The organism is Acinetobacter sp. XS-4, assembly GCF_023920705.1.
Classification (GTDB): domain Bacteria; phylum Pseudomonadota; class Gammaproteobacteria; order Pseudomonadales; family Moraxellaceae; genus Acinetobacter.
The window spans coordinates 3,019,384-3,039,669 of record NZ_CP094657.1 but is presented as its reverse complement, the minus strand read 5'-3'; the positions used below and the strand labels follow the sequence as shown (position 1 = coordinate 3,039,669).

General features: G+C 38.2%; 16 protein-coding genes and 2 tRNA genes. 12 read left to right on the top strand and 6 right to left on the bottom strand.

What is annotated here, in order from left to right:
- The first annotated feature begins 17 nt into the window (after positions 1-17).
- The 5 genes from MMY79_RS14095 (at position 18) to MMY79_RS14075 (ending at position 5,987) form a co-directional block, all read left to right on the top strand.
- Positions 18-1,070 carry an ABC transporter permease subunit gene (locus MMY79_RS14095; protein WP_252609549.1) on the top strand — a complete coding sequence of 351 codons (1,053 nt, stop codon included), beginning with the start codon at positions 18-20 and terminating at the stop codon, positions 1,068-1,070.
- Entirely contained in the window at positions 1,070-2,080 is a 1,011-nt protein-coding gene (locus MMY79_RS14090) for an ABC transporter permease (protein WP_252609547.1), read from the top strand. Before MMY79_RS14095 ends, MMY79_RS14090 begins: the two co-directional genes overlap by 1 nt.
- The gene (locus tag MMY79_RS14085; RefSeq protein WP_252609545.1) at positions 2,055-3,650 is read left to right on the top strand and encodes a dipeptide ABC transporter ATP-binding protein; all 1,596 of its coding nucleotides are present in this window, start codon (positions 2,055-2,057) and stop codon (positions 3,648-3,650) included. The genes MMY79_RS14090 and MMY79_RS14085 overlap by 26 nt, the downstream gene beginning before the upstream one ends.
- 188 nt (positions 3,651-3,838) lie before the next feature.
- Positions 3,839-5,083, top strand: coding sequence for an NADH:flavin oxidoreductase/NADH oxidase family protein (locus MMY79_RS14080; RefSeq protein ID WP_252609543.1), 1,245 nt, complete (start codon positions 3,839-3,841; stop codon positions 5,081-5,083).
- A gap of 316 nt (positions 5,084-5,399) precedes the next feature.
- Complete coding sequence (locus MMY79_RS14075; RefSeq protein WP_252609541.1) at positions 5,400-5,987, top strand: DUF2726 domain-containing protein; 588 nt, start codon at positions 5,400-5,402, stop codon at positions 5,985-5,987.
- Positions 5,988-6,071: 84 nt separating this feature from the next.
- On the opposite strand, the gene MMY79_RS14070 is transcribed toward MMY79_RS14075, so the two are convergent.
- The 3 genes from MMY79_RS14070 to pyrC form a co-directional block, all read right to left on the bottom strand.
- Positions 6,072-6,147: transfer RNA gene (locus MMY79_RS14070), tRNA-Glu, on the bottom strand.
- Positions 6,148-6,165: 18 nt separating this feature from the next.
- Entirely contained in the window at positions 6,166-6,828 is a 663-nt protein-coding gene (rnt, locus tag MMY79_RS14065; RefSeq protein WP_002117536.1) for a ribonuclease T, read from the bottom strand.
- Positions 6,813-7,847 (bottom strand): dihydroorotase, encoded by a 1,035-nt coding sequence (gene pyrC, locus MMY79_RS14060; protein ID WP_003652801.1) that lies wholly within the window; start codon positions 7,845-7,847, stop codon positions 6,813-6,815. The genes rnt and pyrC overlap by 16 nt, the downstream gene beginning before the upstream one ends.
- Positions 7,848-7,996: 149 nt before the next feature.
- On the opposite strand from pyrC, the gene MMY79_RS14055 reads away from it, so the two are divergent.
- On the top strand, positions 7,997-9,259 hold the full coding sequence (locus MMY79_RS14055; protein ID WP_252609539.1) for a diguanylate cyclase: 1,263 nt from the start codon (positions 7,997-7,999) through the stop codon (positions 9,257-9,259).
- A 61-nt stretch (positions 9,260-9,320) separates the two neighbouring features.
- Here the strand turns inward: MMY79_RS14055 and argG are convergent, their stop codons facing one another.
- A complete protein-coding gene (argG, locus tag MMY79_RS14050) occupies positions 9,321-10,679 on the bottom strand; it encodes an argininosuccinate synthase (protein WP_009390370.1) in 1,359 nt (452 codons plus the stop codon).
- 444 nt (positions 10,680-11,123) lie between these two features.
- Here argG and MMY79_RS14045 point away from each other — a divergent pair, with 444 nt between their 5' ends.
- Positions 11,124-13,154: an NADPH-dependent 2,4-dienoyl-CoA reductase gene (locus MMY79_RS14045; RefSeq protein WP_252609537.1), complete on the top strand. Its 2,031-nt coding sequence runs from the start codon at positions 11,124-11,126 to the stop codon at positions 13,152-13,154.
- A gap of 86 nt (positions 13,155-13,240) precedes the next feature.
- Positions 13,241-13,330 (top strand) — tRNA-Ser (locus MMY79_RS14040).
- 211 nt (positions 13,331-13,541) lie between these two features.
- On the opposite strand, the gene MMY79_RS14035 is transcribed toward MMY79_RS14040, so the two are convergent.
- Positions 13,542-14,357: a hypothetical protein gene (locus MMY79_RS14035; protein WP_252609536.1), complete on the bottom strand. Its 816-nt coding sequence runs from the start codon at positions 14,355-14,357 to the stop codon at positions 13,542-13,544.
- A 193-nt stretch (positions 14,358-14,550) separates the two neighbouring features.
- On the opposite strand from MMY79_RS14035, the gene MMY79_RS14030 reads away from it, so the two are divergent.
- The 4 genes from MMY79_RS14030 (at position 14,551) to MMY79_RS14015 (ending at position 19,602) form a co-directional block, all read left to right on the top strand.
- Entirely contained in the window at positions 14,551-16,881 is a 2,331-nt protein-coding gene (locus MMY79_RS14030) for a hypothetical protein (RefSeq protein ID WP_252609535.1), read from the top strand.
- Positions 16,882-17,290: 409 nt separating this feature from the next.
- Positions 17,291-18,211, top strand: a complete 921-nt coding sequence (locus tag MMY79_RS14025; RefSeq protein WP_252609534.1) for an inovirus-type Gp2 protein — start codon at positions 17,291-17,293, stop codon at positions 18,209-18,211.
- A 155-nt stretch (positions 18,212-18,366) separates the two neighbouring features.
- Positions 18,367-18,597, top strand: coding sequence for an AlpA family phage regulatory protein (locus MMY79_RS14020; RefSeq protein ID WP_252609533.1), 231 nt, complete (start codon positions 18,367-18,369; stop codon positions 18,595-18,597).
- Positions 18,598-18,690: 93 nt separating this feature from the next.
- Positions 18,691-19,602, top strand: a complete 912-nt coding sequence (locus MMY79_RS14015; protein WP_252609532.1) for a hypothetical protein — start codon at positions 18,691-18,693, stop codon at positions 19,600-19,602.
- Positions 19,603-19,889: 287 nt separating this feature from the next.
- Here MMY79_RS14015 and MMY79_RS14010 read toward each other — a convergent pair whose 3' ends face one another.
- The gene (locus tag MMY79_RS14010; RefSeq protein ID WP_252609531.1) at positions 19,890-20,216 is read right to left on the bottom strand and encodes a hypothetical protein; all 327 of its coding nucleotides are present in this window, start codon (positions 20,214-20,216) and stop codon (positions 19,890-19,892) included.
- Positions 20,217-20,286: the final 70 nt, after the last annotated feature.

Below are 20,286 nucleotides of genomic sequence, written 5' to 3'. Positions count from 1 at the left end.
AAAGGAAATCCTGTTATATGGGTTCATATATTCTCAAGCGACTTCTTTTAATGATTCCCACATTGTTTGTCATTTTATTGATTAACTTTGTGGTTGTGCAAATTGCACCAGGTGGGCCAGTTGAGCAAGCAATGCATCAGGCACAAAGCGATTTGGGAATTGGACGTGCATTAAGTGCAGAAACTTATTATCAAGGTGCTCAAGGTTTAAGCCCTGAAATGGTCGAGCAAATTAAGGCACAGTACGGCTTTGATCGTTCTGCTCCTGAACGTTTTTTTCTAATGTTAAAAGGTTATTTAGCTTTAGATTTTGGACAAAGTTTCTTTAAAGATAAGCCTGTCGTGCAATTGTTGTGGGAAAAAATACCTGTTTCGATTTCGCTTGGACTGGTGAGCACTTTTCTGATTTATTTAATTTCTATTCCGCTGGGAATTAAAAAGGCAAGACAGCAGGGCTCATGGTTTGATCGGTCCACCTCTTTAGTTCTTGTGGTGGGATATGCTGTACCGAGTTTTGTATTTGCCATTTTGTTAGTTGTTTTTTTTGCAGGCGGCTCTTATTTTCAATGGTTTCCATTACAAAATTTAGTATCAGATAACTTTCATCAACTTAGTCTTTGGGGCAAAGTTACCGATTATTTATGGCATATGACTTTGCCACTAATTACGATGGTATTAGGCGGTTTTGCCAGTTTAACCTATTTAACTAAATACTCATTTTTAGAAGAACTCAATAAACCCTATGTTTTAGCTGCTTATGCAAAAGGTTTGAACAGTCAAGAAGTCTTATATAGGCATGTTTTTCGTAATGCTATTTTAGTCGTGCTCGCAGGCTTGCCAGAAGTGTTAGCGGGTATTTTCTTTGTGGGTAACCTGTTTGTAGAAATTATTTTTCATTTAGATGGGGTCGGTTTGCTGGGCTTTGAAGCAATTGTCCAGCGCGACTATCCTGTTATTTTTGGGGTTTTATTTTTCTTTACTTTATTTAGCCTAATTTTACGTCTCATATGTGATGTGCTGTATCAATGGATTGATCCACGAATTCACTTTGACGCACAAGGAGGCAAATAATGTCTCTGATTGTGCGCACACGATTACAGCGTTTCAGACAGCATAAATTGGGGTGGGCCAGCTTTATTCTATTTAGTCTGATTTTGGTTTTGTCCTTAGCGGCGGAGTTGATTGCTAACGATAAACCGCTGTTAGTGAAGTATGAAGATTCTTACTATTTACCCGTGTTAAAAACTTATCCAGAAACGGCGTTTGGCGGAGTATTTGAAACAGAAGCTGATTATAAAGATCCTGTTGTACAAGAACTCATTAATCATAAAGGATGGGCAGTTTGGCCCCTCGTTCAATTTTCATATCAAACTCCCAATTTAGACTTGGCCGTTCCTGTGCCGTCACCACCCTCTAAGCAAAATTGGTTGGGAACAGATGATCAGGGAAGGGATGTCTTTGCCCGCATTCTTTATGGCTTAAGAGTATCGTTACTTTTCGGCTTAGCCTTAACCTTTTGTTCCGCTTTATTTGGAATTACCGTAGGCGCTATTCAAGGTTATTATGGCGGTTGGATAGATTTATTAGGACAACGTTTGGTTGAGGTCTGGAATGGCTTACCCATGCTTTTTATGGTCATGATTTTAGTCAGTATGTTTGTTCCAAATGTATATTGGCTCTTTTTCATTATGTTGTTTTTTGGCTGGACCGTTTTGGTGGGAATTGTTAGAGCAGAATTTTTAAAAGCTCGCCAGCTGGATTATGTTCGTGCAGCCCAAGTTTTGGGAGTGACTGATCGCGCTATTATTTTTAGGCATATTTTGCCCAATGCGATTAGTTCGAGTTTGTCTCAGTTACCTTTTATTTTAACGACTAATATTAGCGCTTTAACCGCTCTTGATTTTTTAGGGTATGGACTGCCGCCCGATGCAGCCTCATTAGGTGAATTATTGCTGCAAGGTAAAAATAATTTAGATGCGCCATGGCTAGCAATTTCAGGATTTTTTAGTCTGGCTATTGTTCTTTCACTTTTAATTTATATTGGGGAGGCGGCCCGTGATGCGTTTGACCCAAGAAAATAATTTAAATATCGCCTCAACGTTGTTAAAGGTAGAGCATCTTTCGGTGCAGACCAAAGACCAAAAGGTTTTATTGAAAGATCTGAATTTTTACTTAAGTGAAGGGGCGACACTGGCTATTGTGGGCGAGAGTGGTTCAGGTAAATCGATGAGCTGCTTAGCAATAATGGGGTTGCTACAAGAAAAATTAGAAGTAACAGGTCAGGTCTGGATTGGCTCACAAAACATGCTTGAGTTAGATGAGAGAGCTCAAGCAAATTTACGTGGTCGACAAATCGCTATGATTTTTCAAGAACCAGCTACTGCCTTAAATCCAATACATCGGGTTGAAAAAATTGTAGGGGAAAACCTTCTTTTATCAGGTTTTTCAAAACAAGCAGTTCAACAGCAAATAGTTGAACTGCTAAAAGATGTGGGAATTGTTGAACCAGAACAAATTTTAAAACGCTATCCGCATGAGCTCTCTGGTGGACAAAAACAACGTGTCATGATTGCGATGACATTGGCGCTTCAGCCTAAAGTTTTGATTGCTGATGAACCTACTACAGCGTTGGATGTGGTCTTACAGATACAAATTTTAGAGCTATTAAAATCTTTGCAAGCAAAATATGGAATGGCACTTATTTTAATTAGCCATGATCTAAATTTAGTACATCGCTATGCAGAGAAGCTGATTGTATTGCAAAGTGGGCGTGTAGTAGAGCAAGGTGAACTGAACCAAATCTTTGCAAACCCTAAAACAGCTTATACAGCAAAATTATTAGATCATGATTTTGGAAGTGTAGAGTCTAGACCTGCTCAGCAGAATGTTTTATCAGTTCGACAGCTCAGCGTGCAATTTCCTATAAGAAAAGGAATTTTAAATCGCATTCAAGGGTATTTCACTGCAATAGAAGATTTGAGTTTTGATCTTGCTCAAGGTGAATCACTTGGGGTAGTTGGCGAAAGTGGTGCGGGTAAGTCATCTTTAGCCCTCGCTTTGGTTCAGCTTATTAAGAGTAAAGGGCAGATTGTTTTTTTAGGTCAAGATTTAAATCAGTTACAGCCAAAAGCCTTGCGTTTGATGAGATCAGATTTTCAACTTGTATTCCAAGATCCATTTGGCAGTTTAAACCCGCGTATGACAGTAGGGCAGATTATTGCTGAAGGTTTAAAGTTAAAAGCTGTGAATGAAAAAGAGATAAAGCAGCAAGTTGAATCTGCTTTGGTAAAAGTTGAATTGGCTGAAGATTTTCAACATCGTTATCCTCATGAGCTTTCAGGCGGTCAACGTCAACGTGTGGCCTTAGCCAGAGCTTTGGTGGTCCAGCCTAAACTCTTAATTTTGGATGAACCTACGTCGGCTTTAGATCGGACCACGCAAAAAGCCATAATTAAGTTGTTGCGACAATTACAGCAAAAAGAGCAGTTAAGTTATATTTTTATTAGTCATGATTTAAATATAGTGAAATCACTGTGCCATAAAGTGATGGTATTACGTCATGCCAAAGTCGTTGAGTATCAGGAAGCAGAACTCTTATTTTCTAAACCACAAACTGAATATACGAGACAATTAATTAAAGCATCTCTTTGAAAATTAAATCTTAATTATTTGTTTTTTAATGAAATATTTTTAATTTTTAACTTATGCAAAAAGTTGCATATTTTTATATTCTTTAAAATTGACATGTGCTATTGTCAGTTATCGATTATGTCTTGACACGCTCTATAACTCATTTAAATTAGAGTAATTGCTCTAAAAATCAAAAAAAGAGGTTAACCATGAACCAGATTGCTCAACCCATCACAATTCGTAATACCACCTTTAAAAATCGAATTATTAAAGGTGCGATGAGTGAGGCGCTTGCAAATTATGAAGGCCAACCAAATGATTTACATTTGGGCTTATATGGTGCTTGGGCAAAAGGTGAACTTGGCTGTGCCATTACGGGCAATGTCATGGTAAATGCCGGAGCCAAAAATGAACCGGGTGTTGTGGTTATTGAAACTGAACGTGACTTAGAGCGCTTAAAAGAATGGGCGGCCTTAGGTAAAAAATACCGCATGGTGCAATTGATTCAATTGTCACACCCAGGTCGCCAGTGTCCAAAAGGTTTAAATAAAGAAACCGTTGCACCATCGGCGGTACCTTTTAGCCCAGCTTTAGCAACCATGTTTGGAACACCACGTGAACTTACTCATGATGAAATTCTAGATATTATTAAACGTTTTGCGACAGCAGCTCATATCTGTGAAAAAGCAGGTTTTGAAGGGGTGCAATTGCACGGTGCACATGGTTATTTAATTAGTCAGTTTTTATCGCCATTAACCAATAAGCGTACAGATCAATGGGGCGGTTCAGTTGAAAATCGTAGCCGTTTTTTATTAGAGGTTTATAAAGCGGTACGTGAAGCGACTTCAGATAATTTTATCATTTCAGTGAAGCTTAACTCGGCCGACTTTCAGCGTGGTGGTATTAGCGAAGAAGATGTGATTTCAGTTTTTAAAGCAGTAGATGAGGCTGGTATTGATTTAATTGAAATTTCAGGTGGCACTTACGAGGCACCAGCAATGGCTGGAGCTAAGGCGGATAAACGTAAAGCAAGCACGATTGCGCGTGAAGCATACTTTTTAGATTTTGCTGAGAAAATCCGTCAGCATGTTAAGTGTAAACTCATGGTGACAGGTGGGTTCCGTACCGTAGAGGGCATGAATGCTGCACTTGAAAGTGGCGCATGTGACTTTATTGGTATTGCTCGTCCATTTGCTGTGGAAACTGATTTAACAGAACGTCTAATTGCAGGGGAAGATGTGCGTTATGCCGTAAAGCCGATTAAAACGGGCTTACCTTTTGTCGATAAAATGGCAATTATGGAAATCATTTGGTATGCAGCTCAATTTAAAACCATTGGCAAGGGTAAAAAGCCAAATCCAAAACTTTCACCACTTGTTGTGTTTTTAAATTATGCCAAAGGCAATATTAAAGCAGTGATTCAAGGACAAGTGAATTCACGTAAGTCAGCTTAAAAGATGACACGCCATTTCAGCAAATGAAATGGCGTATTTATTTTTCCAGCTAAAAGAGTAATTCATAAACAGTTGAATGGTGTGTGGTTTATTTAAGGTAACTATATAAAATAAAAGTATTTGCAATATGAGTAATAAAAATTAAGAAATATATAAATAGATGGACTTAAACAATTATAAATTACAGTCTAAAATAGAGCATCAAATACATAAAACAATAGCTTTTATAATCAAACAAATAATTTATAGTTAGCCGTTTTAAAATTGTATTTTTTAAAGATCAGTTTGTTTTTTATTTTTATCAAGGGGAAGTTTAATGTCTATGCTTGTCGGCATGGTTTTGTTGACCATAATTATATTGGCAATTTTAAGTGTTTTAAAGAAAGGGGAAAGTAAAAATCGAAATGCAAAACGTAACCCAATTAAGGGAAAGCGTATCATTACTATGAATGAACAACCGACTTTTATAAAGCTAAGAGAAGGTTTGCCTGAACATATTATTTTGGCACAAGTTGCTTTTAGTGCTTTTATGACAGCACAAGGATATGCGACACGTAATTTGTTTAATCGCAAAGTTGCTGATTTTATTGTGTTGGATAAAGCATTTAATATAATTGCTATTGTTGAGTTAGATGATTCTAGCCATAAGGGGAAAGAAAAGTTTGATGCAGAGCGAGATGCTTTGATTCAGGAAGCTGGTTTTAGAGTTGTACGTTATAAAAGAACACCAGAGCTTGCACAAATACATGCTGATTTTAATATTTCAAAAATTTCATTAGCTCAAGTTTCAATAGAACCAGATTTAACAAAAACAAAGTTAGTTGCTGATGCAATAATTATTGAGAAAGATGATCCAAGTGTACAACCCACTCAACATATTGATGAAGTAAAGTTGAAGTCTTGATTTTGAAAATAAAAAAATTATCTCATGGATGAAATTTGAAGTGAGATAAATAATTTAAAGAAATGATTCTTTATAGAAAGAATATGGCGTCCCTACGGGGATTCGAACCCCGGTTACCGCCGTGAAAGGGCGATGTCCTAGGCCTCTAGACGATAGGGACGTTGAGGATGGCGGTATCTTAAGAAGCCGCCACCAAACTGTCAAGTAGGTAAGGAGACAGTTTGTTCAAAATATAGCAAAACAGTTCAGCAGTCTTCTGAGTATCGTATAAAGCAGAGTGTGCTTCTTTACCATCGAACTCAATTCCAGCTTGAATGCAGGCTTTAGCAAGGACGGTTTGTCCAAACATCACAGCACTTAAAGTAACTGTATCCATGACTGAAAAACTATGAAATGGGTTCTGGTTTTTTGTGCTTGTACGTGCAATTGCAGCTTGAACAAAACCAAGATCAAAATGAGCGTTATGACCGACCAAAACTGCATGTGTGCAATGTTGCTGTTTGCGAACTTCATTGACTGATTTAAAAATACGGCGTAATGCAGTCCGTTCATCTTCAGCCATTGCAATACGCATTGGATTAAATGGATCAATACCAATAAAGTCTAGTGAACGGCGGTCGAGATTAGCCCCTTCAAACGGGTTAATGTGCGCATGAAATGCTGGACCAGGGACAAATTGTCCCTGAGCATCATACACAATTGGAATGCACGCAATTTCTAGCAATGCATCTGTCTGGGCATTAAAACCTGCCGTTTCAACGTCAACAACAACAGGTAAGAAGCCACGAAAACGTTGGCCAATGACCGGGACAGAGGTTTCTTGTGTCACACTTTTCTCCATTGCAGCGTTTTCCCGGCATGCAGCGGGATAATTTTTTGATCATCTAAATAATCAAAAGATTCTGGGACAAGGTTATCTTCTTTTACCAAAGTAATGGTAGAAGTATTACGTGGTAGACCGTAGAAGTCCGCACCAAAATGGCTAGCAAAACCTTCTAAACGCTCTAATTTACCCACTTGGTCAAATGCTTGGGCATAAAGCTCAATTGCATTAGGTGCACTATAACAGCCCGCACAGCCACACGCATTTTCTTTTGCATCTTGCGAGTGCGGCGCACTGTCTGTACCTAAGAAAAATTTAGGATTACCACTCGTTGCAACTTCAAGCAAAGTTGTTTGGTGTGTTTGGCGCTTTAAAATTGGTAAACAATAAAAATGCGGTTTAATACCACCGACCAACATGTCATTACGGTTAAATAATAAATGCTGAGGGGTGATTGTTGCAGCAACATTACGGTCATGTTCTAAAACAAAATGAGCCGCATCACTTGTTGTAATGTGCTCAAGTACCACTTTAAGTTTTGGAAACTGTTTTAAAAGCGGGTTGAGTACTTCGTCAAGGAAACGCTTTTCACGGTCAAAAATATCGACGTGGTTATGAGTTACTTCACCATGAAGTAGTAACGGAACTTGATGCTCTTCTAATTGCTCAATAACTGCATAAACCTTACGAATGTCACTTACACCGTTATCAGAGTTGGTGGTCGCGCCAGCTGGGTAAAGTTTAATTGCATTCACATGTCCAGATTCTTTAATTTTACGAACTTCGTCTGGTGAGGTGAAGTCAGTAAAATAAAGCACCATACGTGGGTCAAAATTGAGACCCTCTGGAACATGAGCAAGAATACGTTCACGGTAAGCTAATGCTTCTTCCACAGTTTTTACTGGCGGAACAAGGTTTGGCATACAGATCGCACGAGCAAACTGTTTAGCCAAATCAGGTACGGTACGTTTTAATGCTAAACCATCACGTAAATGTGCATGCCAATCATCTGGCTGGAGCAGGGTAATAGAGTCCAAGGCAGTTCAAACTTCGAAATAAAACAAATGATAATCGATAAAGTGTGAAAATGGTAACGAGAATTACGGACAAATGGCAAAATAAAGCGCAAGAGGCCTTAAAAAATAATGTTATATTTTGTTAATGTGTAAGAGGCAGGAATCGGGTAGTGGTAAATAGGGGAAATGTACATGAATTACTCAAAGCAAAAGAAGAAATAGAATATCTGGTAACTTTACATACCCACCGTTATGCCAATACACCTTTGCCTTATCAATTAGAAAAAAAATTCTGGTGCTTAAATCTTGAACGAACTAAACAAAATATCTCAAAGTTTTTAGCAAGTGGTGTTCTGACCTATCTGGTTTTTATTTTATTAGCGCTTCCTACAGACTACTTAGTGATCGGTGTATCTTACATTACTTGGGACTTTATTTACTGTTTACTAAGCGCAATTAATATTGCTTGTGCGCTGCTATTATTTTGGGTTTTTGCCAAGTTTAAAAAGCTTACTGAATATTTTTATATTGCTGCGTGCGGGATTGTATTTTTAACCATTATTTTCAATGCAATGTTGCTGCTTAGTGTAGGAAATGTCGCACTTAAAAATCAGTCGATGCTGCTGCTTTCTTTTTTATATATGCTCGGCTTTATTTTGAGCGGTATAAAGCCTCTACATATGCTTTATGTGGGTTTAACAGCAGCAGTTTTCGTTTTTTCTTCATTGATTTTATTGCAAGCGAATTGTGACTATATTGCTTTGGGGCGAGCATTGTTTGGTAGCTGTATTTTGGGTTTTTCAATTAGTACGATGCTTATCTCGAGAGAAAGAAGCCTTTTTTTAAATAATCAGCTTGCTGAGCTTAATGAAAAGATTTTACGTATTGAAGCATCTGAATTGCTTCATTTAAGTCAGCAAGATGCACTTACTAAAATTTCTAATCGACGTACTTTCGATGAGATGTTCGATTTTTTTTACTATCGGGCAAAGCAAGAGCAACGACCATTGGCCGTTTTATTTATTGATATCGATTTTTTTAAAAACTATAACGATTTTTATGGACACCAGATGGGGGATAAGGTCATCTCATCTATTGCCTCTGCAATTAAGAATTCGATTCGACATGTTGATTTTGTCGCCCGTTATGGTGGAGAAGAGTTTGTGGTTCTTCTACCCAAAACCCCCGCTCAAGGTGCATATGCTGTGGCTGCCAATATTTATAAAGCGATTGAGCGTCAGGCGATTCCTCATGCGGCATCGTTGGTTTCTACACATGTAACGATTAGTTTGGGCTTTACTGTTTACACAGAGGGCTTAAAAGTCACTCAGGAAAATTTAATTCATGCTGCCGATCAAGCTTTATATCGGGCTAAGCAGCTTGGACGTAACCAGATTTATTATCAGCCTTTACAAGTTGCCGAAATTGCTTGAATGAGTTTTTAAAATAAAAAGGCCACCTTAATAGGTGGCCTTTTTTGACGTTATAAGAAAATTATTTTTTCTTACTGTCTAATTGAGGAATAGCAGAACCTTGACCGATTGAAAGTAAACCAGCATCTGTATAGATACCAAGTTTTGCACGTGTATCGGTAATGTCGAGGTTACGCATAGTCAACTGACCAATACGGTCCATAGGCGAGAACATTGAATCGCCTTTTTCCATTGTTAAACGTTCAGCTTCGTACGTTAAGTTTGGAGATTCAGTGTTCATGATGGTGTAGTCATTACCACGACGAAGTTCAAGAGTAACTTCACCCGTAACAGCTTTAGCAACCCAACGCTGTGCAGTTTCACGCAACATAAGCGCTTGAGAGTCGAACCAACGACCTTGGTAAAGTAAACGACCTAAACGTAAACCGTTAATGCGGTATTGTTCGATCGTATCTTCGTTATGAATACCAGTAACCAAACGCTCGTAAGCAATATGAAGAAGGGCCATACCCGGTGCTTCATAAATACCGCGAGATTTCGCTTCGATAATACGGTTTTCGATTTGGTCAGACATACCTAAACCATGACGACCACCAATACGGTTTGCTTCAAGAATAAGCTCAACTGGGTTGTTAAAAGTTTGACCGTTTAATGCAACAGGTACACCTTCTTCAAAACGTACAGTTACTTCTTCTGGTTTGATTTCAACTTCTTCTTTCCAGAAAGCAACGCCCATAATTGGGTCAACGATTTTGATACCAGCATTTAGGTATTCAAGATCTTTTGCTTCGTGAGTTGCACCCAACATGTTTGAGTCAGTTGAATACGCTTTTTCTTTTGACATTTTGTAGTCAAAACCGTTGTCGATCAGGAACTGTGACATTTCTGCACGGCCACCAAGCTCATCGATAAAGTTTTGATCTAACCAAGGCTTGTAAATTTTAAGATTTGGGTTAGTCAACAAACCATAACGATAGAAACGTTCAATATCGTTACCTTTATATGTTGAACCGTCACCCCAGATGTTTACGTCATCTTCTTTCATTGCAGTAACTAACATTGTACCTGTTACTGCACGACCTAATGGAGTCGTATTGAAATAGGGAACACCACCTGTACTGATATGGAATGCACCACACTGAATTGCAGCAATACCTTCAAGCGCAAGTTGTAAGCGGCAGTCAATTAAGCGAGCTTTTACAGCGCCGTATTGTTCTGCTTTCTTTGGAATTGCATCGTAGTCATCTTCATCAGGCTGGCCTAAGTTTGCAGTATATGCATAAGGCTCTGCACCCTTTTGTTTCATCCATAATAAAGCAGCTGAAGTGTCTAGGCCTCCGGAGAAGGCAATCCCAACTTTTTTGCCTACTGGTACATGCTGCAAGATAGTTGCATTATCAGTCATTGCTAATCCTAACATTTATAAAAAAGACCCCGTACAGGTGGTCTCGAGAATTCTGAATGGCGGCTATTGTATCACTATTCATGGTGCTTTTTTGGCAAAAAAAGCATTAATTCACTTGTTCTGATTTGGGGTTTTAATTTCATAAAAAATCTAAGCGTATTTATAGAATGAGAAGGGGGAATGAAGTATTGTTATTCCAAATAAGAAAAGACTTTTAATGACTTAAAAAGAAAATAGGATAAATATGAAGTGTCATTATTCTTGGCGTGATTATGCAGTTTTTATTATATAAATTGGAGAAAGAACCAGATTTCATTAGTGTTATTAAATAAAAGCAATACGATTGGTTTTTATGGATTGACCATAAGCTCCAATAAATTTCTTTACTGGGTCATCCTAAAGCGGAAAAAAAGTATTAAAGTACTATGCAACAAGTTGCAAAAACTATTGGGACGCAGCATGACAAGTTACGCCAATCTATTAAAACCATTACATTTAGGCTTTACCACTATTAAAAACCGTGTGGTGATGGGATCCATGCATACGGGCTTAGAAGACCGTTTCTATAATTACCCTAAACTGGCTGCTTATTTTGAAGAGCGTGCCAAAGGTGGGGTTGGCCTGATTGTGACAGGCGGTATTTCACCGAACCGTCAAGGATGGTTAGCACCTGCTGGCGGAACCATGAACAGTCTATTTGATGTTCCTCAGCACCGTCTGGTAACGCACGCTGTTCATAAACATGGCTCTAAAATCTTAATGCAAATTTTGCATGCGGGCAGATATGGTTACCAACCTTTTGTAGTGTCTTCAACCGCAATTAAATCTCCAATTTCGCCGTTTAAACCACGCCAGCTTTCTGAAAAAAATATTCTCAGTACAATTGAAGATTACGCACAGTGCGCTGACATTGCCAAAAAAGCAGGCTATGACGGTGTCGAAATTATGGGTTCGGAAGGTTATTTAATTAACCAGTTTTTAAGTAGTCACGTAAACCAACGTACTGACAGTTGGGGCGGTGACATTGAAAATCGGATGCGTTTTCCAGTTGAGATTGTTAAAGCGATTCGTGCCAAAGTCGGCGAGAAATTTATTATTTGTTTCCGCTTGTCTTTGCTTGACCTTGTGCACGACGGTAACACCATGCAAGAAGTCGTGATTGTTGCCAAGGCTCTAGAAAAGGCAGGTGTGACTTTATTAAATACGGGCATTGGCTGGCATGAGGCACGTGTACCAACCATTGTAACGTCTGTGCCTCGTGCAGCTTTTGTCGACTACACGGCTCATGTAAAACAACATATTTCTATTCCGATTATTGCTTCAAACCGTATTAACATGCCTGAAACTGCCGAAGAAATTTTGGCAACTGGCAAAGCAGATATGGTTCAAATGGCGCGACCTTTATTGGCCGATGCTTTTTGGGTAAATAAAACGGCGACTAACCGCGTTGATGAAATTAATACCTGTATTGCTTGTAACCAAGCGTGTTTAGACCATGCTTTTAAAAATAAGCGTGTGTCATGTTTAGTTAACCCGCGCGCAGGTCATGAAACTGAACTGGTTTATTTAAAAACCAAGCAGCCTAAGCGTATTGCTGTTGTCGGTGGCGGGGTTGCAGGTATGTCAGCAGCAACCGTTGCGGCAAGCCGTGGTCATGCGGTCACTTTATTTGAAGCGACTTCAGATGTGGGTGGTCAGTTTAACTTTGCCAAAGTTGTACCAGGTAAAGAAGAATTCCACGAAACGATTCGCTATTTTAAAGTCCAACTCGAAAAAACAGGGGTGGATGTACGTTTAAATACTCGAGTGAATCGTGAGCAGCTTGAACGCGAAGGTTTTGATGAAGTCATTGTTGCAACAGGTGTAATTCCACGCGCATTAAAAATTGAAGGAAGCAATGCACCACAAGTTCTTTCATATGCTCAAGTTTTAAAAGGGGCAGAAGTTGGACAAAAAGTTGCAGTGATTGGTGCTGGCGGTATTGGTTTCGATGTATCTGAGTTTTTACTTAAACCTCCACATCAACCACAGCCTCAACCTTTAGCTGAATGGCAACGTGAATGGGGTGTAGACCCAGATCCAAACTATATTTCTGAAGGTGGTATGCAGCCACCAGTAGTTGAACTTCCCGTTCGCCAGATTTATTTACTGCAACGTAAAACAACACCATTGGGTATTGGTCTTGGCAAAACTTCGGGTTGGGTACACCGTGCACAGCTTAAAAAGCATGGCGTGCGTATGTTACGTGGTGTGCAATATAAAGCAGTTACTGATGAAGGGCTCTGGATTGAACATAATGGTCAAGACCAGCTTTTACGTGTAGACACGGTTGTAGTGTGTGCTGGTCAAGAGTCGGTAAAAGACTTAATGCCAAAAGAAGGTGAGTCGACTTTAGCAAACTACTATATTATTGGTGGAGCAAAGCTCGCAGCAGAGCTAGATGCGAAGCGTGCGATCAAAGAAGGAGCAGAATTAGCTGCTCGATTGTAATATTTGATGAAACAATACGCACTTGAACACAAAGCGATGATATTTTTCTTGAATAAAATGAATAAGCTTTGTATTCTTACGCACATGGAAGCGTGGCAGAGCGGTTTAATGCACCGGTCTTGAAAACCGACGAGGGTGTGAGTCCTCCGTGAGTTCGAATCTCACCGCTTCCGCCAAAATTCTAAATAAGCCCTTGTTCTGCAAGGGCTTATTTTTTTGCCTATATCTCTGTCCCACATAAAAACCCACATAAAAATTTGGATTGAAATAGAAACAATAAGAATATTTTAGATGGCTTTGGATAATAGATAAATTGAGTTTAAGTTGTTTCTTACAAAACAAACTTATATGTAAATTTATTCATACCTACTTTTGTCTCTGTTTTAATTACTCAGAGTTGTGAAAATCCTCTTTGTTGATGTCATCTTGATCTGTCATTGATTGTGTGGTTGGTGATGCTGATTTTTTCCTATTCGATGGGGGGATATAACGAAAGGGTTTTGCTTGGATACTATTTTTTGCTAATTGAGCTTTAGTGATTTGAGGGCTATTTAGATCTAGCGATGGTTCTGTGTCATCTTCGTTTGATAATGGTGTATCAACGAGAGCATCATCATTTTGCTCATTACTTTCTTTTTGGGGTTTTGTATCTCCACTTTCTGATTCGGGTAAGGTCATTTCATTGTCAATGGATTTTATGGGAAGGGGGTAGGGAGCAGCCTCACTTACCGATTTCGTTTCTTTATTGATGTTTTGGCATGACTCTAAAGGAGCCTGATTTTCACTTTCAGATTCTATTTGGCTTCGAGAGTTCTCGTCTGTAACAACTCCATCATTCTCTAGTTCTAGCCCAGCCTGTGTATTGCATTCATCCGTTGATGACTGAGTGGCGATTTTTTGGGCCAGACTCTGACGATAGCTTGTAAGCTCAGTAAGGTATGCTTTTTCACGTTCATGAGCTAAGTTTAGTTGCGTTTGTAGCAAGATATTTTGTGAAATGAGTAAGCTTAAAATCTGTTTAAAATTAATATCACTATCTTTATTTGATTTTTTATCGAGTAACTCGATAATAGCTGGCATAGCTTCTTCTAAATCTATTTTTCCATTGATTATTTTGATTTTATTTTTTGTTTGCAGATGATAAATCTGTGTTCTGGAGAGTCCTGTTCGTTTGCTTAGTTGAAGTACCGTTAATTTTTCCATGTTTAAATCTGTTTAAAATAAGTGTCTATTTTGAGTGATTATACTGATAAAGCGATTCAACTTTTAGGTAAAAACCATAGAAAATGTGTTTTGTGAGGTGAATTTTAAAATTATATAGCATGAAAAAAAGTGCTATTTTTAATTTGTAAAATAGATGGTCCATGTAACAGGACTTCTGGGTGGATTTTGTTAAATGAAACTATCGAATATTGAGTACACACAGCGTTTCAAAGAGCTAGAAATTCTTTTGAATTTTTATCTGATGCAGATTGAGCCCATTGACATGAAACCGATAGGTCTGCGCGATGAATATTATTCTGGAATGGCTTATCTAAAAATTGTTTCACAGCTTGAAAAACTCATTTTAAGTTTTGTGTATAACGGGAAATTAGAACGTAATGAAGAGAAAGATCTACTTGACCTGCTACATGAAATATATAAACAAGGAATAGAGCGTTTTGAGCTAGAAGAAATGCCCGCTTTGGATATGGAGCGGACAGAGTCTCAGATACAGGCGACAAACGTTCGGCTATTTGGTCAATTTCATGGCATAGCTAAGGTCATGCTCGACTCCGATTATACGAAAGCGCTTTTTCAACTCTATTGGGTATGGCACAACATATTTGCAGTGGAGCCTCACAAAGAAAGTCTTACTGATTTCATTAAAAAAAGAAATAATATTATTTTACAGAATACTACTTCTGTTCTTGAGAAGTTTACATCAGATTTTTGGGTGTCACGTGATCAACGGATCACGAAGTTGCGATCTACGTTTGACCAAATGCTCACTTCAAAAAACAGTGTAAAAGTACTTTGTGTTAATTTATTTGCACCTGAAATTGATGGCGAAGCTCAAATTGTATTTTTAAATGAGGCTTTGCAAAAACTCCGTAGCGAGATGAGGAAGCAGAATCACTACCTCGGCCTGTTTTATAAACTTGAATATGGTGTTGATGGGCAATTTTTTTACTTTTGTGTTGTGGTTTTTGAAAATTTAAAAAGCTTAGCGATTCGAGATTTATATAAAAATGTTGCTACTATTTGGCAAGCGATATACACGGGAGGTCATCCTTTAGACCTTCAAGCTTTACCTTGTTTGGCAGAGTGTCTCAATATCAAGCTTTACCGTACTGCGACTTTACAAGCAGGAGTTATTTCTAGAAGCGGGCCAAGTTATGCACAGTTTGTAAGAACAACACTTGCTTATATTGTTAACGCGCCACATCTCTTACAAATGCTTTTTAGGGATACTGTTTGGGCAGAAGAGAAGCCGTATGACTGTGCCGACAAGCCGAGAGAAATCCCTAAAAAGGCCATTACGCCAAGAAAAACAAAAAAGTTGGAACATCATCAGGAAAACCAGTCTCTCCTACAAGCATTAAAATTAAAAAATGTTTTTAAGCCTTTACAAAAGGATATCCAGGATATTGGGTTGTGTTATGAACACATCCCCTCTATTGATCAGCCATACAGTCAGAATTTTCTGGGATTCACACCTGCAATGATCCGGATGGAGGTTGCGGTGGTTTTGGCCCCTGTCTGGAAAAGAGATCCAGTTACAAATGAAGAGAAAAAGATCAAACAAAATGATTGGGGCGGCTTAATTCTGGATGATGTGCAAGAGCAAAAGAATATTGAAATTTTACTTCAGTATGCCGATTTTATGGGTCCACGGGTTCTATGCTTTATCGCTGCTTTTTTAATGCTCCCAAAACGACAATATTATCCTGTCTATGGTTATAGCTTATATAAAACCGCATTGCATCAGAAGATTCGGGAACTCATGGCGCTACAGCTTAAAATGTTTAAAGTGCAAATAAAGAGATTGGTAGATGAGCGGTTGATGCCCGCTGCTGCTTTTGCCAAATTAGAGGCCTTGCTGACGAGCCAACAGCATCATACAGAGTCATTGCAAGATTGGTTAAAGGTGCAGGAGCGAGTCAAAAAAAGATCATTTCTCGCGGTTGAGAGCTACATCAAAAAACTAGAAAACAAACAGAATATTTACCGAGATGTAGAATTTACGATTACCGTTCTAAAGCCTCAAGCTTTAAAACCAATCGATACCCTTTTGAGAAACATCATTGATCATTTTAATAAAACTCATCAGGAGCTCATGGGATACATTGGATATTGGAGTTTTCAGCAGGTAGATGAGCAAAAGATTAAATATATTGCGACCCTCACATTTTATCTGGATGAACGCTATATAGAGTCAACAGGACCTGAAAGCTGGTTTGAAAAGCTCAAGCATCAGGCGGAGTTACGTTTAGGTAAAGAGACCAATGCTTTGAATATTGATGAAATCAAGGTGAAACAAATTGACGGCCCCATGAAGTACGTCGAGTCTTTTCAGTCAAAGTTTATTAAAAAGGATCGTTCACGACGTTATACATCTAGTCTCTTATTTGCCTTAATTCATCGTGATTTATACTGGATGCATACAGCGGTACTTCAGAAACAAATCTTGATTCGTGGGCGAAATGGCTACAAAAAAAGAACTAGAAAAAAGACAGAAAAATAGGCTTAACTTCCGCTTGAGGCTTACCTATAAAAATTCACGGTATAGCTAGGTTTTTGATTGATAGGCTTCTCGTAAATACGATGAGATTTTTTAGCCAGTTTAGTGGGTAAAAGATATTATTAATATATATCTACTAATACGATAATTTATATCTCTTCACTCTCTATTGCTACAGACATTTCCATATCTAGATCAACCAAGCTCATGATTCATATAATAGGTTCATTACCTAGACAGAATCAGTTAGGTTTTCTATCAAGTAGTGCGAAGGCTACTTGATAGTATGTTCATTACAGTCAAATATAAAAATTAATTGAACTGACTTACCTATGAAGCTTAACTGAATAGGTAGACAAGCATGTTGAATGAAACAAAAATACTCATGGCTATAGAACGCCTGATCATAGAGGTGAGTCAGGTATTAGAGAACGGTGATCAAACGAAACCAAGTACCATACAAAAACTTCGGGCATATGCACGGCAAGGATGTGATTTGGTCCCTGCATTTAAACAGATCTTTACACGCAATCTCCAACTGATGTTTCCAGTAAATCAATTTATTCGAGTCATTGCGGTCGTAGATCGTTTGAACCAGCAATATGGTTGGTCACACACTGAAATTCCATATACGGATGAATATATTCAAATTTGTAGAGCTTTGTATGTATCACAAGCAGCATGGCATCGAGATCAGAATCGTTTCTACAGACAAGAATATAACAATCGGTTCAAATTAGAAGAATACCTTAGAAAAATCATCCAAAAACATCGTCAAACTTTATGGGTTCGAGAAGAACTTAAATACTATACAGAGTGTCTAGATGAGCTTTCTATTGTAGATGTTGAACGCCACTTAAAGACGTTACGGAAACGGATTTCAGATAAAGATACTTGTTTTAAAGACTTGGTTGGCTATGCATGGGCTTTAGAACAGGGGGGAGAAACGGGTGCCTACCATATCCATTTACTCCTGATTTATAACGGCTCAAAAAGAGAAGGGGATTGGTGGCATGCTGAATCAGTCGGTGAATTATGGGAGAAAATCACGGATGGTTTGGGGAAAGGATACAATAAACAGAGTGCTAAACAGAGAAAAGCTTATCAGGAAAGGGGTTTAGATGGATTGGGAATGGTGAAGCGAAGCGATGCAATGAAAGTGAGTAATGCGATTCGACTCGGTTTGTATCTTGCTGATCCGACTAAGTATGAACAACGTTTACGAGTAAAAGTATTTGGGATGAAAACGTTCAGCCATGGCCAGTTCACACCGAGTTTATATATGCTCCGTCAATCCAGAAAGGCAGATGACGATATCAAATTACCATTTTAAAGTGCTGAAGTATTCGTAGAGAAGAGAGCCATTGAGCTCTCTTCTTTATTTGCTTGTTTAATTTTTTGAGTTTGTTTCTGGGTTCCCTATTTATTTTTTATTGGGTTGGCCCATGGTATGTGCATAAACGCACGCATCATTTAAAAGGAAACTCCATGAATGCGTCTCTTACTCAAACTACCTTTGTGATGAATAAAATCATCAATATTAAACAAGTGATAGAGTTTACTGGCCTAAGTCGTGCCACGATCTACAGTTTGCTTGATCCTAAATCAGAATACCATGATTCTACTTTTCCTAAACAGGTTCGACTAACCACAAACCGTGTTGGTTGGTCAGCTTTTGAAATAAATGAATGGATTGAGTCTAAACTGGCCCAGCGTTAAAGGGCCAGGAGACATCTCTTTCAACGATTTAAAGATAAGCACAATAAAAAAATATTGATCAGTACTTCCTATGAACTAAATAGGAAGATCACCATGCAACCAATGACTTTAACCACTCTCGAACACCAAATTGCCCCACGCTTAGAGCAGGATATCCACAAATTATTCTTGAGCATCCGTTATAAACAAGGTGATGAGTATAATGCCTATGATTGGTGTGAACGATTGCTAAGCTATATCAGCATTTGGCATTTACTCTTTGCAACGAATGACTATCGTTATGGCTTTTGGTTAGAAACCATGATGCAGTGTTATCGTGCTAGCCAGATTGAATTGGGAATACGAGATATTCGGAATCCAGAGCAAGCTAAAAAACTCGTTGCAATGACCTTGGTCAAATTAGAACATATCTTCCAAAGTGCAGAAATTTTGGAGGTAATAAAAGAAAACAATGAAAAATATGTAAAGCAAATAGAGCGTTATCAGGATGAATATGACAAAGTGACTAAGTACTGTTTTGATTTGGAAAAAATGAATGTAATTTGTGCATATCAACCAGAGCTGGCTGATACAGTCTCTATCCTACAAATGAACAGGCATATCCAGACCTTTAATAAATACCTGAAACAGATGGAATATTTTCCAGTCAGTTACTTATACTGGTATAGAAGGATAGTTCGTATCCCAGAAAAGAATCAATATGTAATGGTTTTATCATTGACAGTGAATGCACGTATTTATATGGATACGTCTTCTTATTTACAAAGATTACAAGAACTCTGGCGATTCTCGACTGAATATACAGGAATAATGATTGATATACAGGATGAGAATAACCAAAGCCATGAGTTAGTCAGCAAAATTTTCTCTGAATTCGATGATCAGGATGATCTCGATAGCTTGCTTAAACGTGACATTGTGAATACGAGTAAGGACTCCATGGGAGTACGAGTTTGGCCAATAGGTTTTAAGCATTTTCTGGGTACAGCTGGGAAACAGAACTAAGAGGTAAAAAAAGGGTAGTGTAAACTGCCCTTAATTTCGATAGTCAGATTGAGAGGCATTACTTTCATTATTAATTGCAATGTAAGATTATGGGTGACAGTATTTGAAATTGACTCAGCGACAACGTACTTTTGAGAGGTGTGAAAACTAGGGATTGTTTACGGTACAGTGTTTGTTTAGCAGTCGGTTTATCATTGAAAAAGTAATTTCTCTATACTTTAAGATTTTCTTATAGCTTGAATAATTATAGTGCATCAATATTGAAGTTAGTTACCTTGACACATTTTCTAAATTTTCCTTCTGTTGTGCTGTGGTAGTTTTAAGGAAATGATAGTGATCATAAGGGGGCTATGATCTGACATTCCATAAGTGGCTTCATACATGAAAGCCTGATCTTCTGCTGCAATTGCAAAGTCGTCTGGATGAGTTTGTAATAAATCACTATTGCCTACTTTCTGACACTTATAGTAGTGAAGAACGAATCTTTCATAGATACCAAGTTGTTCAATGATGTAAGGAGTTGGATCATCGTTCTCTTCATCTTGAAAATGACTTGGGTCAAATCCTATGAATGGGAGGGTATTATTGATATGATCTGTTTCGGTATTATTCATTACCGTTATTCTCAAGAATCATAATTTGATGAAAAGTTAAGTAAGCAATAATAATGAATAGAGTAAACCT